Raw genomic sequence first — 14,935 nt, forward strand, 5'->3', positions numbered from 1 at the left:
CCCTCATCTACACACTATGAATAAAAAACTCTTTGTTCGTCTATCATCTAGTCTTCTATTTGCCAGCCTATCAATCGCTCAAGCTGAAGAGGCAGCTGACCAGCCAGCTGAGGTAGTTGAAATCAATGCCAAAGCAGCTAAGTACCACAAGGTTCTGAGCAAACGACCAAATTCAGGCCACGTCTTTGATCGCTTTTGTGATGCATGGTTAGACACTCACTCAAACCAACAGCTAGAGGCCTATCTCATTGAAGCTGCAAATGACAAATCCCCTGCTAGCCAGCTGCTGCTGGCCTACTTCTACCAGCGCCAAGGTGAAGACCATAAAGCCCTAGAGGTGCTCAAAAAATCACTGGTAGATCATCCAGAGAATCAAGCGATCCGCATCCAACAGGCGAAAACTCTAGCCAAGCTACTCGCCTTTGATGCCGCCGTCGCCGAGCTCGATATCGCCGCCAAAACTGCTGAACACGATGACAAGTTAGAAATTCTCCAGCTGAGGGGGAAATTCCTCGCCCGCTGCGGTCGTTATGAAGAAGCACAGCAGACTTGGACGGAAATTCTGAAAACCGATGCTAGTGACGAGGAACTGGTAGAAAACATCCTTGAAGCGCAAATTGCCGAAGGGCTGTTCGAGCAAGCGCTAGCCACCTCAGACATCCAGCTGAAACAAACCCGCGACGCCTATCAGAAAGTTCTGCACACACTGCGCCGCGGTGACATCTATCAACGGTCTGGAGACGTGCAAAAAGCCATTGATACCTACACCAGCACGCTCGACAGCGTAGGAGAAGGCAGCTGGCTGGAACGGGAAATCCTCGCCCAGCTACATGAAATTTTCCGCCGAGATGACGACTTTGAGTCACTGGTAACGCTGTACGAGAAACTAACAAGTGAACATCCACAACGTGTCGGCATCAAAAAAGCCCACACCCAGCTACTTTCCCAGCTAGAGCGTCACGACGAGGCTGAAACTTTGCTCAGAGAGATTCTCAAGATCACACCAGGCGACCGCTCCAACCGTGAAGAGCTGATCGAGATTCTACTGAATGCGGAGAAATTCGACGACGCCTTAGTGGAAATAAAATCCCTGATAAAGCTCCATCCTGAAGACGCACAGCTGTGGCTCACGCTAGCTAGAGTGCAACAGCAAGCTGGCCAAAAAGCCGAGCTCGAAGCTAGCTTACAAGAATACATCAAACTGAACGACAGCAGTGAAAATGCCTACCTAACGGCAGCTGAACTACTTCGTCAGTACAAACTTCCTGAATCAGCAGACAAGCTACTTGTTGACGCGATAGCGAAATTTCCAGCTAGCCTAGAATGCCGTGATACCCATGCTCGTTTATTACTCAGCATGGATCGTCGAGATGAGGCCATCACTATCTGGTCGGAGATGATAGAATCAGGAACTCGCGATACGGTGATGCGCCAGACACAAACATTGCGCACTGCTGGAGAGGCAAAATTGAGTTACGAGCTACTACAAAAACGCGCTGACGAATTCAATACAGACATCAACTTTGCGACCTACGTCACCAATCAGGCGCTGTCCCAGAAAGACTATGAATCCGCAACAACTTGGGCTAACACTGTTTTAACCTTAAGCTCGCACATTGACGAGATGCGCCAGGCCGTCTTGCTCAATTGCAAAGTCGCCATGCGCGCGCAAGACCTAACTGAAAGAATTGACCAGCTCAAACAGCTAGAAAATCCTAGCATTGCTCAACATTGGTTACTCTCACAGCTCTACGAGCTAGATGGCGAGACTGAAGCATCACTCGCAGAGGTTCAGAAAATCCACCAGCAAGATGAGATCACCGGTATCCTTGCCGAAACAGACCTCTATGAAAACCGCGAAGATTATACCAACGCTGCGAAATCATTAGAAACGATCCTAGAAAAACCTAATGGCAAACGCCCCATCTATCTGCGTCGCTTAGTCACTCTCTATCGCCAACTCGATGAGAGGGAAAAGGCGCTTGCCCATATCGAGACATGGAAACAACTAGCTCCAGGCGAACAAGGACCTTGGCTGCTAGAAGCTGATCTACACATGCATCGAGTAGGCTGGGAAAAATCCATTGTCGTGCTGCAGCGAGCCAGCCAGAAATTCTCCGATGATAATCACGCCATCTTGATGAAGTTAGCTGAAATCTATCAGCGCGACAGCCAATACGCGCAGGCACAGCGTATCTACTGGAACATGTACGAGCGCTCTGAGGAGATGGATGACCGACTGAAACTGGTGCAAGACATCGCCAAAGTGGCTGAAGAGCAAGGGCGCATGGATGATCTCATCGCCACCTTCCAAGAAAAACGTAGTGGCAATCGCAAGTCTGTAGAGCCATTGTTAGCGCTAGCTGCAATCTATCAATTCAACGAAGACTACGAAGAGCGCCGTAAGGCCATGCTTGAAGCGGCTCAACTAAAACCTAACGATGTCAAAATTCTCCACAGCATCGCCCAGCTAGAAGAACGTGAAGGCGATATTGATAGAGCTGAAAATACACTGCAACGTGCGATAAAAATCGACAAAAGCGAGAGCAGCAAACAAAAGCTCGCTGAGCTCTACCTCAAGAACGAAGAGGGAGAAAAAGGTCTCGCCATCTTGCAAGAACTTCACGGTGTCCAATCGGCTGACGCTCGAGAGTTAGAAAAAGCCACATTAGCCATCGCCAATTCAAACGAAATCGAAGCAGCGCTCACCTTCATAGACGACGCACTGTTAAGATTTCCTAACGACTATCGTCTATCGTTTCTCAAGGCGCAGCTGCTCTACTATGAATCTGATTATGATGATACAATAGAACAACTGCTGGGCACCTTACAGATTAACGAAGAAATCGAAAACGCAACAGCTATACAAGAAGAAGAATACTGGAAACGATGGCTGGGTGACCATACGAACCCAATCACGGCTACTGACAATACGAATTTTGATTGGAGGGCATATCATATCATGCCTAACAAACAAAACCGTCGAGGCAGAATTTTTGACGGCCAACTGCCAGGCCACCTATTCGAGAAAAATGGGTTATCAGTAGGAGCTATCCTCAGCTGTATTGCTAGACTTGATGATAGTGAAAAAGCAAGCTGGATAAGCAAATTGGAGCAACAAGGGTTTAAGGAAGTCGAGTTCCGCTCCCTGATAGCATACAGATACCTAGCAAACAGTCTCGAAAATGATGAATTACAAAAATTTTTAGAGCTTAACCCCGAACACACAGGAGCGATGGTTAAATGGCTTCAAAAGCAAGATTCATCATTTGAATATGGAAAACGGATACAAAACGCTGCGGAAATCGACATAAAAAAGTGTTTCGAATACTATAAAATTGTTAGCATTGATGACAAACACAAAGATGATTTGAAGTCCTTCGAGCATGAATGGCGCTGGATGCAGCTATATTATTCAGATGACAAAGACTCCTTAGAAAAATGGCAACAAACGCTACAAGAGCATCAAGATCATATAAATAACGAGGTTAAAGAAGATAAAAAAGTCACTCAGCTAGCGCCCCCCTATCATCTAATGAACAAAGACGTTCAGGAGGACATTCGTGATCTACTCATTACTGAAATCCTCAAAGACTTTGCCCATGAAGAAAACTACCAACACCTAGCGAATTGGCACGACGAGCTTCTCCTTCTAGGTCATTGCGCGCAGCCAGGTCGTGAAAAATTGCTGGCTGATTATATGGTACAAACCACTAAAGTCTATCAGCATTTCCTCGCTAATAGGAAATCCAACCAATATTACCCGTGGAAGTACCAAATCATGACAGGCTACCGCGAAGCACTCATCGCGCTGCCAGCTTACCCGCCGAAGTCAGGGTCAAAAGTGCCTCCGCACCTATGGATATTAGCAGATGAAAAACTGCTTGCAGATAATGTCAGTAATATAGGAGGCAAGAAGCCAACCCTACTGAGCGAGCTGGAGATTGAATTTCCAGCTGAAGTAGAAATTGAGCCGCAACTGCAGCTGCTTCTTGCGAGTTCACAAGGCAACGAGGAGTTAGAACAAAAAATTATTGCCGAGATTGAGCAGAATCACCAATGGGAGTTAGGCGACATCATGCTGTTAGTTGGCTATTATGCCAAACAAGAACAATATGACAAAGCCATGCAGCTGTTACAAAAAGCACGTTATCAACCGCTGAAAAGCGATCAACGTAAGAAGATCGACGGCAACATGGTAGCTCTAGGGCTAACGATGATAGATGACGGCGAATACGAAGGAGGCGCCGAACTCATTGAGGCAAAACGAGCGGCTCTGAGATTACGCAAATCTCGCTTTGAGCAAAGCGATGATAAAAAACAACTGATCACCTTGCTAGACCATTTTGGTCTCCATCGCGAGGCCGATCAATTTGCTGCCAAAAACCAACAACAGCAGAATAATTACTCATCGGCCCAAACCATGAATTATGAACAAGAGTTCATTGATGCAGTTCGCGATGGCAAAGAAGATAAAATCAAGCGACTCGCTAACAAAAGGTTTAAAGCTCTCATTAGGGGCAGTATCAAACACTCTACCATGAAGGACAGGAAAGCCTTCCGGGAATTGGTAAAAGAAAATCAGCTAGAAGAACATCTCACCAAGTCGATTACAGCTGGAGAAAGCTCGTCAAAGAGAAAACAGGCTGATGATGCAATTGGGCTGTTCATTTTAGCTAAAAATGACGAGGCCTATCAGAAGATGAGCTCCTTAGTTCGCACTGGCAGCAAGGACCATGAACTGTTAGCCAATTGGCTCTTTTTAATCAAAGATGAAGATATCGAACTAGCTGGTGAAATCGTACATAAAAGACTGCAATTTTCTAGTTATTGGCAATTAGCCCAGCTCTTAGACCTTTTATTAAGAGCTAGCAGCGAGGGAGATACCCATCATCAATTCTTCAGGCTATTGACCATCTATAAAAACTATTTCGACTCGACTGATGGCAAAAATAACCAAGGTCAGCGAGAGCTTGTCTATGCATATGAAAATCTCAATCGACAGCTTTTTTATAATTCACGAAAATGGCAATACGATCTTTTATCTCCATTAGCTGACGATTATATAGAAAAACTCGAAAAATGCAAAAACGACGAAGAGAGGGAAATCAATCTGCAGTATCAGAGCGTCCTCATTGATTTATTGTTAGCAACAATGAAGCAGCCCGTCCTAGCGGAAGCGAGCTTCAATGCCCTGCATGCGATGCATGCTAATACAGGTACACTCGACCAACTCAACAGAGAAGTCGCTTTGCCAGCTCTATTAAATCATTTCAAAGCGCTAAAAAATGCAGATTCTGTTGCCAGCAATAGCTACCTTAGAGGCAAGGCTCAATCGCTGATGCAATTACCGCTCGCCTTCCTCATTGACGAAGCTCAAGAAAATGGTGGACCTATTGTTAGCTCCGACGAACTCAGCCAGATCAAAAAAGTTAACGCTAAAGCGGCCGCATTTATAGGGCAACTAGATGGATTATTAAATGCCGAAGCCAGTGAACTTGAGGCGATGCTGCAAACTATCATTTCCAATAAAGACAATAAGAAGATAGCAGGACTATCTGGTATCATGCTGAAAATCTGCGCGGAAAAATCTCACCTGAGCCCAGCGGTCAATGACTACTTAGTTCGTTCTGATAGGGCGAATGTAAAATCAAAATATGACGGTGATTATTCTTCACTACTACAAAATCTAGCTAGCTATTTCCCTCTGTTAGCGGACCATCTCTCTGAGAGCGAACTAGAGTCATGGCTGAATCAACTCGCCCACTCACTGGCGATGTGCCAAACAGATCTAGCCGCCTACCTGAGAAGCGATAATAGTTCCTATAGCCAAGGCCAAGTTTCCCACTATGAGAGGAAAGCTGCATTTCTTAAGCTGATGGCGAAGCTGAATGAAGACACCTCAGGCTACTACAATTTCTCCATCCTCAGAGTCCTTCACGATACAGGCCAACCATTAGAATATTCAGTTAGAAAAATAAGTAGCTCCTTCAATACCGACTCTATCAAAACTGCAGATGATCTGGTGGAGGATATTGTACTTCATCAAATAACTAATTTAAGCACGGCCAAATACTTAGCGATTGCCCAAGAGAAGGATGAAAAAACCAATCCGCTAGAGAGCTACATTGTCAAGCTGAGGAAAAAAATCCGCCGCAATGACAAAGGTGAAGGCATTCAGGTGAAAGACCTGCTCGCTGCCGCAGAAGGCAAAAGTGCGGAAACTCAGTTCATTGTCCGCGCGCTATGCCTCACTGAGTTCGACAACCATGAGAAAAAGCAAGCGGCGCTGCTGTCTATGCTAGAAAACCACGCCGATATCTTTGCGCAGATGGATTCGGTTGTAGGGCTCTGGGCCTACCATTTCTTGATTAGAGACGGTTTGGGATTATCAGGAAATGATACCTTAGAGATTCCTGCTAGCTACAGCGATAAGGCCAAGAAGGTCATCCACCAGTTAGTCGAGCTGGGTAAAACCGAGGCAAAAGACAAAATTGCCCAAATGCTCTTGTACAACAAAGTAGACGATGATGACGAGCTAAAGGGCCATATCAGTGATTTGCAGAAATACACCAACCAGCTAGCGGAAAGTGATCGCGACTTGCTCACCAAAACAGCCGGTCATCTGCTCAAGCTCAGCAGAGATTACCAAAATGCCCGTGAGAAAGATAATTACTATCATCCATTGCTAGGCTCTCACCATAACAACAAGTACACTAACGACATGCGTGAGTTAGTGAGCAGCTATCCAGCGCGCCAGGCTGGTGACCGTCTCAAATACTTACACGACATTCTGCAAACTGACCCGCTGAAAGGTAATAAGCTAAGCTTCTCAGACACGGCCGCGGCAGCGGCTGAGGTGAAGACCATCTACACTGTAATCTTCGATCAGAACAAAACAGATGACGAACGCTTAGACCAACTGGCTCAGCTGATAGCTGATTACTCAGCGCTTCCGGCGGAGCTGCAATCCACAATGATTCTCAGCATGGTTAGAACGTTCCTCTACGATACCAAGGGCAGTTTTGATTTCCAGCTGAAGACGATTGCCAAACTCAAAGAGCTCGCTAAAGAATCGGATTCAGCAGTCAATACCGCGATCACCGCTGCGGTATTGTGTAAAAACATTGAGTTCATGCCAGCTAACTGGGGGCAAGACGCAGTAGAATATGTCAAACAAACCTACCAGCTGCTTGATTCTCCCGAGGAAAAATTCATCCTCACACACAACCTAGCATCTGATGGAGGGGAAATTTTCAACCATGCGCAAATTGCCCAACTTGCCATCGCTAGTGTGGTTGATAGTCTAGCCGGATTTGATTATGGTGATCAATTTTACGCCTACGAATCGCTGCACAACATCCTGCTCAACTACCGCCCAAGTGAAAAAGACGAGCGCTACGCGCAGCTGTACAAGCAGCTGAAAAAAGAACTCCGTCTCCAACGGAAGTCTAGCAGCGTTCGCAGCAACTACCGCAATAGCAAATCATACTACAGCCTGCAGCAAAGCTTGTTAGCATTAGCGCTAGCCTCAGGAGACGAGAACCTAGTGAACGAGGCGATCAAATCTCACACCGGCTACTACCGCAATAACCCGTATGTGACCATGCTACTCCTGCGTCACGGACAGGCGGAAGAAGCGCACAAACTGTGGAGCATCAACAGCAAAAAAGAACTAGTGCTAGATGTGCTCAAATCCCCTATCGGATTGTACGACGCGCAGCTAGAAGCTGGCCTAGATGGCTTCGTGGCGCTCAAGCCAAATGACAAACAACGCCAGCTACTACGTGACTTGGTGAGCCTGCGCGGCGATAGCATTGATCAAGCCCAGCAGCCCAAGCAAGACGACAAACAACGACGTGTGAAGCTAGCTGAGAACTTGCTAGACAGCTCACACTACAATGCGGATGAAGCGTGCAAGCTGATCAGCAACATGTTCTATGCCTATGAGTTTGAGAAAACTAGCAAAGAGCTAGATGGCGATTTATACGACGCGCTGCAGCCAGCAATCCCCCAGCTGATGGAGAAGCTGCTCGTGCAGGTGAAATACGATTTCAACGAAAAATGGAAAGACGATTACTTCACCGTCATTGCGCTGTATTTCAAGAAGCTAGCTGAAGATGAAAACCTCGAGCAAATCAGCAAAGACCTCAGGGCCATGAATGCGGCAGCCAAGGCCAATAATAATCGCCCGTGCATTACCCCGCTATACGCCGCAGCAGCTCAGCTGCAGACGGGCGTATACGATGCCATTCTCAGCGACGACAAAGAAAAGCTAGCAGACTATCAAAAACTGCTAGAACCATTTGCTCGCACGGTGCTGAGCTCGCGCTCGTACTCTGTGTACCGCAACTACTCACTGCCAAGCACTCTCTATCTACTGTGCTACCTATTCTCAGATCAGCCGAGTGCCTACACGGCATTTCGTGACGAGATGGAGAAACACAAGAATAGCAAAACCAAATACCTCCGCGGTTTCTATCAGCTGATGCCGCTAGCTCACGCCAGCTACAATGGCCACAAGCTACTCGCTGAAGAAAACCGTGAGCTACACGTGAAGATCTTCAAGAAGCTCATCGACGGAGTTAGTGATGATTTATTTGAAATACACTACATGTCAGTGAATGGTTATACGGGGCTTAATTTCTACCTAACGAAGAAATTACTGCCAAAAGAAAGCCTGCTAGAGCTGTACGACTACGGCCACAGTGTGGACAAAAACCCCAATGGCGACGCGATGATTAACAAGGCCAAGGTTTACAAGGACTTTGGCGAACACAAAAAAGCCGAGGCTTGTTTCCGCGAAGGCGTCAAGCTAGCTGAGGCCGCTGGCGATAACGAGCAACTTGGCAGCCACATGTATTTTGTTGCCGAGTCCATGTACTATCAGAAGCGCTATCAGGAAGCGGTAGATTACGCTCGCGCCATTCCAGAAGACTTATGGAATCAGTTCATGAAGGATTCTTTATACAAAAATACCGAAAGCTGGCTGCAAGAAGCCAAAGGCGCAAATAACTAAATCATAACAAAATCCCTGAATCTACCAGCCAGCTGGATCATCCGCCATCCAGCTGGCTGCTTTGCCCTATCATCTAGCGATGAACCCGCAGCTGGCTGGATTTTTCTACTCAGCTAGAGGTATTTGTGGCTAAGGCATCACTTTTTCACCATTTGGATTTGGCATTTGTCGATGGGCGCACTAAATAGGCCGCATGTCCAAGCGCATTACAGTTCTTGCAGGTGACGGAATCGGTCCAGAAGTTATGGATGAGGCCATTAAGGTCCTCGATGCCGTATCCGCTAAATTCAATCTTTCATACGAGCTCGACCACCAACTGGTGGGCGGAGCAGCTTACGATGCCACAGGCACGCCACTTCCAGAGGCTACTGTGAAATCATGTGAGCAGTCAGCTGGTATTTTGTTTGGCTCCGTAGGTGGCCCTAAGTGGGAAACACTACCTCCAGACGATCAGCCTGAGCGTGGCGCTCTTCTGCCACTGCGCAAGCACTTCGGTCTGTTTGCTAACCTTCGCCCTGGCGTTTGTCTGCCAGCACTCACTCACGCATCTCCAGTGAAACAAGAGCTCATCGCCGATGGCTTTGACGTTCTCTGTGTGCGCGAGCTCACTGGTGGCATCTACTTCGGTCAGCCGAAGAAGCGTGGTACTAACGAAGAAGGCACTGAGTTTGCCTTTGATACCATGATCTACACCAAGCCTGAAATCGAGCGCATCCTGCGTATCGCCTTCACCGCTGCTATGGGCCGCGACAAGCGCGTATGCTCAGTAGACAAAGCTAACGTACTCACCACATCAGTCCTGTGGCGTGAGACAGCTATCGAGATTGCTAAGGAGTTCCCGGAAGTTGAGCTTTCCCACCTCTACGTTGACAATGCAGCTATGCAGCTGATCCGCCGTCCAGGTGAGTTCGACGTTCTGGTTACAGAAAACCTGTTTGGTGACATTCTATCAGACGAAATGGCAATGATTTCAGGATCACTCGGCATGCTGCCATCTGCTAGCCTTGGCAAGCAGAATGACGACGGCCTGTACTTCGGCATGTACGAGCCATCAGGTGGCTCAGCTCCAGACATCGCTGGCATGGGTGTAGCTAACCCAATCGCTCAAATTCTATCACTGGCTATGCTGCTGCGTTACACATTCGGTGAAAACGATGCCGCTAAGGCCATCGACGACGCTGTAGCTAGTGTAATTGCTGACGGCAAACGCACAGGCGACATCTTCACAGGTGCTACAGGCGAAGCAAAAGTGGGCACCGCCGAAATGGGTGCTGCTATCATCGCTGCTCTTTAGTCTCACAGATTCATCTAGCATTTAACAAATCGTCCGCACTGGTTTTCAGTGTGGACGATTTTTTTTGCCTCCAAAACTCCGCTAGCCTGATAGCTGATAGGGTAAATCTAGCTGGTAGCAAGGGATCACACCGACCCAATGGCAACAAAATGCATTTAATTGAAAAAAGTATTTTTTATATGTCAAATCATTGTGTATGAATGGTATTACACATAGACGGCAGCGGCTGGAAAGCAGCTGAAATCGTAACTGTATCCCCTTTTACGCGCAGAGTATCAAAAGCTAAGCGACACCCATCTCTACCAGTAAGATCGATTTTGTGTTAATCGGTAATCGTTGATGCAAAATCAAACTAGGTAAGTTTGGATTAATTAAGCTTAATTCCGTAAATCGTGAATACTCGTCACTTTCTCGCCGTAAAATTAGGCAACACGCAAGATCATTTCAAATACGAACTCATTAAGATAATCCATCACACAAGGCGGTGCTAAAGTCATACAGAATAAAGCTTTACACGATGTTAAATAATAATGAATTTTAAATAGAAAAGAAACTTGTCAATTTCCTTAACTATAATAACAGTCCTTCAAAAATGAAAGTTATCAAACCTAAAGACTCATACAGCAGCGGCCCAGTCATCTCCCATTTCCGCCACCAAATCATGTCTGGAGCACTTCAGGCTGGAGAGCGCCTACCCTCAGAGGCCAAGCTATGTGAACAATTTTCAGCTAGCCGCACCGTGATCCGCGAGGCCATGCAGCAGCTCAAAGCACAGGGCTACATCAAGACCATCGTTGGTAGTGGTAGCTACGTATGTAACGGCTCATTAGATCATCTGCGTGACAGCTTAAGCTTCTACTCATGTACTAGCAAAACTTCTAAGGACTGGCTTGAACTCCTCCAGTTGCGCCAAATGATCGAAAGTGAATCCGTGAGACAACTCGCTAAGGAGAAACACATTCCAGCACTCAGCCCAATCTGGCAAGCGCTAGAAACCATGCGCGCTAACATCAACGATCTGGACGCCTTTGCAGCAGCCGACGTCGACTTCCACTTCGCACTCGTTTCCGCTACAGAAAACAAAATCTTTGCATCTATCCTCGAGGCCCTGCGCCCAATCGCTGATAAATTTGCCAAATACACCTACGAGGCAGAACAAGGCACACAAGCACGTGAGCGCATTCTCGCTGAGCACGAAGCCATCTTCGAATCTATCCGCAACGCAGACGTAGCTGCAGCAGTGGCCAATGTTGAGCTTCACCTCAATAACTCTATCACCACTCTCGACCTCGAGAGCATTGAGAAGAACTAACTGCCCCCAACTATTCAGCTGGAACACTCACACACTAACCAGCTGATAGTTCTGGCCGCAAGGTCAGCTAAAAATCATCATTAACCCAACGTTACCAAAAAAAGGCCAGCCGGAGAAATCTCCTGCTGGCCTTTTTGGTCTCCGCGCCGAGAGCTGAATTGCTAGAGCCTTGGCTAGAAAAAAGATAGCCAGCAGCCTATTCGACACGCCGGCCATTTGCTAGCTCAGAAAGCACCAGCCTATCCAAGATCTCAGACAGAGCCAGCATCACTAGAGCTATAAAAATTAAAACAAAAGCCAGCACAATGGCAGCTGGATTGACAAAGGCTGCAAAAAAGCTGAATCCTCCCAGCACTATGCTCAAATAACCAAATACCAGCAGAGCCGTATGAGCCCACGAACGCTGAAACTCGACCTGCTGAACAAGCTTTACGATCTCTTGCTTAGGCTCCTCGTTGCATGGTATGCTTTCACTCATGTCCCATTTGTTAGCAAAATCAACTAACACAAACAAGCTAATCCCTACGAAACCCGCCATCGCAGATAGAAAATCAGCCTAGCAGTTAGCGGCTAGGTTGAAGGCTAGGATTTATTTGTTCATTTTCTCAATCGAAAAATCAGCCGAGCCGGCACCATCCTCCCTGAATGTCATCACCAACATTTGTTTATTACCATCGGGATCGTAGATCCAAATCTCACGCCACGCCATAGCGCCAACGGGCCCGACGGGCTGCTGCAAAACAAACTTCATCACCTTTTTATCGCCGCCCATCAGCTGCCTAACTCCAGCTGAAGCATCGCGAGTCAGCTGAGCATTGCACAAGGTCCCCTCTGAGCACACGCCAGGCTTCAGCGTATGCAAGGGGGCTAGCTCGTTCGGGTTCTGACTCGTACAGCTTACTAATGTTAGTGTGGTCAAAATCGCTAGTGTTGGTAATCGATAGTTCATAACAAAGCCACTTTAGCAAGAACCTAGCGGGTCCCTAATCGCTTATCATAGTTACTTCATCGCTCTAGTCGATAGACTCACAAACTAGCGTGCTGGCTATAGATCTAATGAAGCATCTAGAGTGCGCGTGCTTTAGCACCGCTTTTGCACTTAGCTCGGCACCAAGTCACCGCCAGTTGACGCATACCATAGACGCTCGTCAGTTAGCAACGAGTAGCTATCCAACTTGAACGAGCGAGCATTGTCTCGCCCCTTTGGGGCTTTTACTCTATTGGCGACTTATCACCCAGACCAGCGTTGGGCTTTCAGCCCGGCCTTGGACTGGGCTGCAGTCTCTCGGTCCTTTGGACCTTTTTTTTCATCACTAGCCACCAGCTTGATAGATACGAATAAATCTAGCTGGTGCCGCTGACATGCACCCCTCTTCTTATGCTATCTGCTAGTCTGGATCTGGCTGCAGTCTCTCGGTCCTTTGGACCTTTTGTCATCACTAGCACCAGCTTGATAAATGCAAATAACTCTAGCTGGAGTCAATGCATGCTCTCCTTTTCTTATGCTATCTGCTAGTCTGGGTCTGACTGCAGTCTCTCGGTACTTTGGACCTTTTGTCATCACTAGCCACCAGCTTGATAGATACAAATAAAACTAGCTGGTGCCGCTGACATGCACCCCTCTTCTTATACTATCTGCTAGTCTGGATCTGGCTGCAGTCTCTCGGTCCTTTGGACCTTTTTTCATCACTAGCACCAGCTTGATAGATACATAAAACTAGCTGGTGTCAATGCATGCTCTCCTTTTCTTATGCTATCTGCTAGTCTGGATCTGGCTGCAGTCTCTCGGCCTTTGGACCTTTTGTCATCAATATCACCAGCTTGATAGATGCAAATAAATCTAGCTGGAGTCAATGCATGCTCTCCTTTTCTTATGTTATCTGCTAGTCAGGGGCTGGCTGCAGTCTCTCGGTCCTTTGGACCTTTGGACCTTTGGACCTTTTTTCATCAATATCACCAGCTTGATAGATGCAAATAAATCTAGCTGGAATCGCTGATATGCTCTCCTTTTCTTATGCTATCTGCTAGTCTGGGTCTGACTGCAGTCTCTCGGTCCTTTGGACCTTTTGCCATCACTAGCCACCAGCTTGATAGATGCAAATAAATCTAGCTTGTGCCGCTGATATGCTCTCCTTTTCTTATGCTATCTGCTAGTCTGGATCTGGCTGCAGTCTCTCGGGCCTTTAGACCTTTTTTCATCACTAGCCACCAGCTTGATAGATGAAAATAACTCTAGCTGGTGCCGCTGACATGCTCTCCTTTTCTTATGCTATCTGCTAGTCTGGGTCTGACTGCAGTCTCTCGGTCCTTTAGACCTTTTGTCATCAATATCACCAGCTTGATAGATGCATAAAACTAGCTGGAGCCGCTGACATGCTCTCCTTTTCTTATGCTCTCTGCTAGTCAGGGGCTGGCTGCAGTCTCTCGGGCCTTTGGACCTTTTTTTCATCACTAGCCACCAGCTTGATAGATACAAATAACTCTAGCTGGAGTCAATGCATGCTCTCCTTTTCTTATGCTATCTGCTAGTCTGGGTCTGACTGCAGTCTCTCGGTCCTTTAGACCTTTTTTCATCACTAGCCACCAGCTTGATAGATGCAAATAAATCTAGCTGGAGTCAATGCATGCTCTCCTTTTCTTATGCTATCTGCTAGTCTAGGTCTGGCTGTAGTGAACTTCCCCAAAATACTAGCCAGCAGGTCTCCTAATTGATACCAAGAAATCATAGAGACCATGACACAACCACGTAGAAGACATAGCGAAGAATTTAAGCAGGAAGTCATCGATTACTTTCTGAGTAGTGCAAAAAGCGTAACCCAAATCTGTAGAGACTTCCAAATCTCGCCCAGCCAATTTTATGCCTGGAAAAAGAAGCTCCTTGGGGACGCAGAGAGTGACCGAGCCTCAGGCGAGGGCATGAACGAAGTCCCCAAGGAGGCTTCGGTCGCAGAGTTAGCTGAGGAAGTTAGGAGGCTGCGCCAAGAGCTAGCCAAGTCACAGCGCCGTGAAGAAATCCTAAAAAAGGCTGCGCTCATATTGGGAAACGATCCTCACAACAATATGAGCTAGTTCAGAAAATGAAGGATCAGGGTAACTATTCGGAGCTAGAGCTGTGCGCAGCTTTCGGCGTTTCAAGAGCTGGTTATAGGTACTATGTTAGCCAGCCGTCAACTCAGAGAAAATGCACTCAGTTAGAATTGCTTGCAGAAATTAAAGCCATACATAAAGACCACAACCTTAAGGTTTATGGCTCGCCTCGAATGACTAAAGAGCTACAGGCCAGAGGCTGGAAGTGCTCTGAAAATACCGT

7 protein-coding genes are annotated in these 14,935 nt (G+C 47.0%); 5 read left to right on the top strand and 2 right to left on the bottom strand.

Annotation, left to right across the window (positions count from 1 at the left end; genetic code table 11):
* The first annotated feature begins 16 nt into the window (after nt 1–16).
* The 3 genes from JIN82_RS05510 (at nt 17) to JIN82_RS05520 (ending at nt 11,625) form a co-directional block, all read left to right on the top strand.
* Nucleotides 17–9,019: a tetratricopeptide repeat protein gene (locus JIN82_RS05510; protein ID WP_200310646.1), complete on the top strand. Its 9,003-nt coding sequence runs from the start codon at nt 17–19 to the stop codon at nt 9,017–9,019.
* 193 nt (nt 9,020–9,212) lie between these two features.
* Nucleotides 9,213–10,313: a 3-isopropylmalate dehydrogenase gene (leuB, locus tag JIN82_RS05515; protein WP_200310647.1), complete on the top strand. Its 1,101-nt coding sequence runs from the start codon at nt 9,213–9,215 to the stop codon at nt 10,311–10,313.
* 592 nt (nt 10,314–10,905) lie between these two features.
* Nucleotides 10,906–11,625: a FadR/GntR family transcriptional regulator gene (locus tag JIN82_RS05520; RefSeq protein WP_200310648.1), complete on the top strand. Its 720-nt coding sequence runs from the start codon at nt 10,906–10,908 to the stop codon at nt 11,623–11,625.
* A gap of 196 nt (nt 11,626–11,821) precedes the next feature.
* Here the strand turns inward: JIN82_RS05520 and JIN82_RS05525 are convergent, their stop codons facing one another.
* Entirely contained in the window at nt 11,822–12,133 is a 312-nt protein-coding gene (locus JIN82_RS05525; protein ID WP_200310649.1) for a hypothetical protein, read from the bottom strand.
* 81 nt (nt 12,134–12,214) lie between these two features.
* Complete coding sequence (locus JIN82_RS05530) at nt 12,215–12,574, bottom strand: hypothetical protein (protein WP_200310650.1); 360 nt, start codon at nt 12,572–12,574, stop codon at nt 12,215–12,217.
* Nucleotides 12,575–14,358: 1,784 nt separating this feature from the next.
* Between JIN82_RS05530 and tnpA the strand changes: the two genes are divergently transcribed.
* Both tnpA and JIN82_RS05540 read left to right on the top strand, forming a co-directional pair.
* Nucleotides 14,359–14,694: an IS66 family insertion sequence element accessory protein TnpA gene (tnpA, locus tag JIN82_RS05535; protein ID WP_200310073.1), complete on the top strand. Its 336-nt coding sequence runs from the start codon at nt 14,359–14,361 to the stop codon at nt 14,692–14,694.
* Nucleotides 14,695–14,702: 8 nt separating this feature from the next.
* Nucleotides 14,703–14,935, top strand: a 233-nt coding sequence (locus tag JIN82_RS05540; RefSeq protein ID WP_200310074.1) for an IS3 family transposase, incomplete at its 3' end; no start/stop codon positions are given.

The organism is Persicirhabdus sediminis (genome assembly GCF_016595495.1).
GTDB lineage: Bacteria > Verrucomicrobiota > Verrucomicrobiia > Verrucomicrobiales > Akkermansiaceae > Persicirhabdus > Persicirhabdus sediminis.

Bases quoted from the DNA above. Each gene is read 5' to 3' on its own strand.
- JIN82_RS05510 (WP_200310646.1), top strand. From the start codon at position 17: ATGAATAAAAAACTCTTTGTTCGTCTATCATCTAGTCTTCTATTTGCC.
- leuB (WP_200310647.1), top strand. From the start codon at position 9,213: ATGTCCAAGCGCATTACAGTTCTTGCAGGTGACGGAATCGGTCCAGAA.
- JIN82_RS05520 (WP_200310648.1), top strand. From the start codon at position 10,906: ATGAAAGTTATCAAACCTAAAGACTCATACAGCAGCGGCCCAGTCATC.
- JIN82_RS05530 (WP_200310650.1), bottom strand. From the start codon at position 12,574: ATGAACTATCGATTACCAACACTAGCGATTTTGACCACACTAACATTA.
- tnpA (WP_200310073.1), top strand. From the start codon at position 14,359: ATGACACAACCACGTAGAAGACATAGCGAAGAATTTAAGCAGGAAGTC.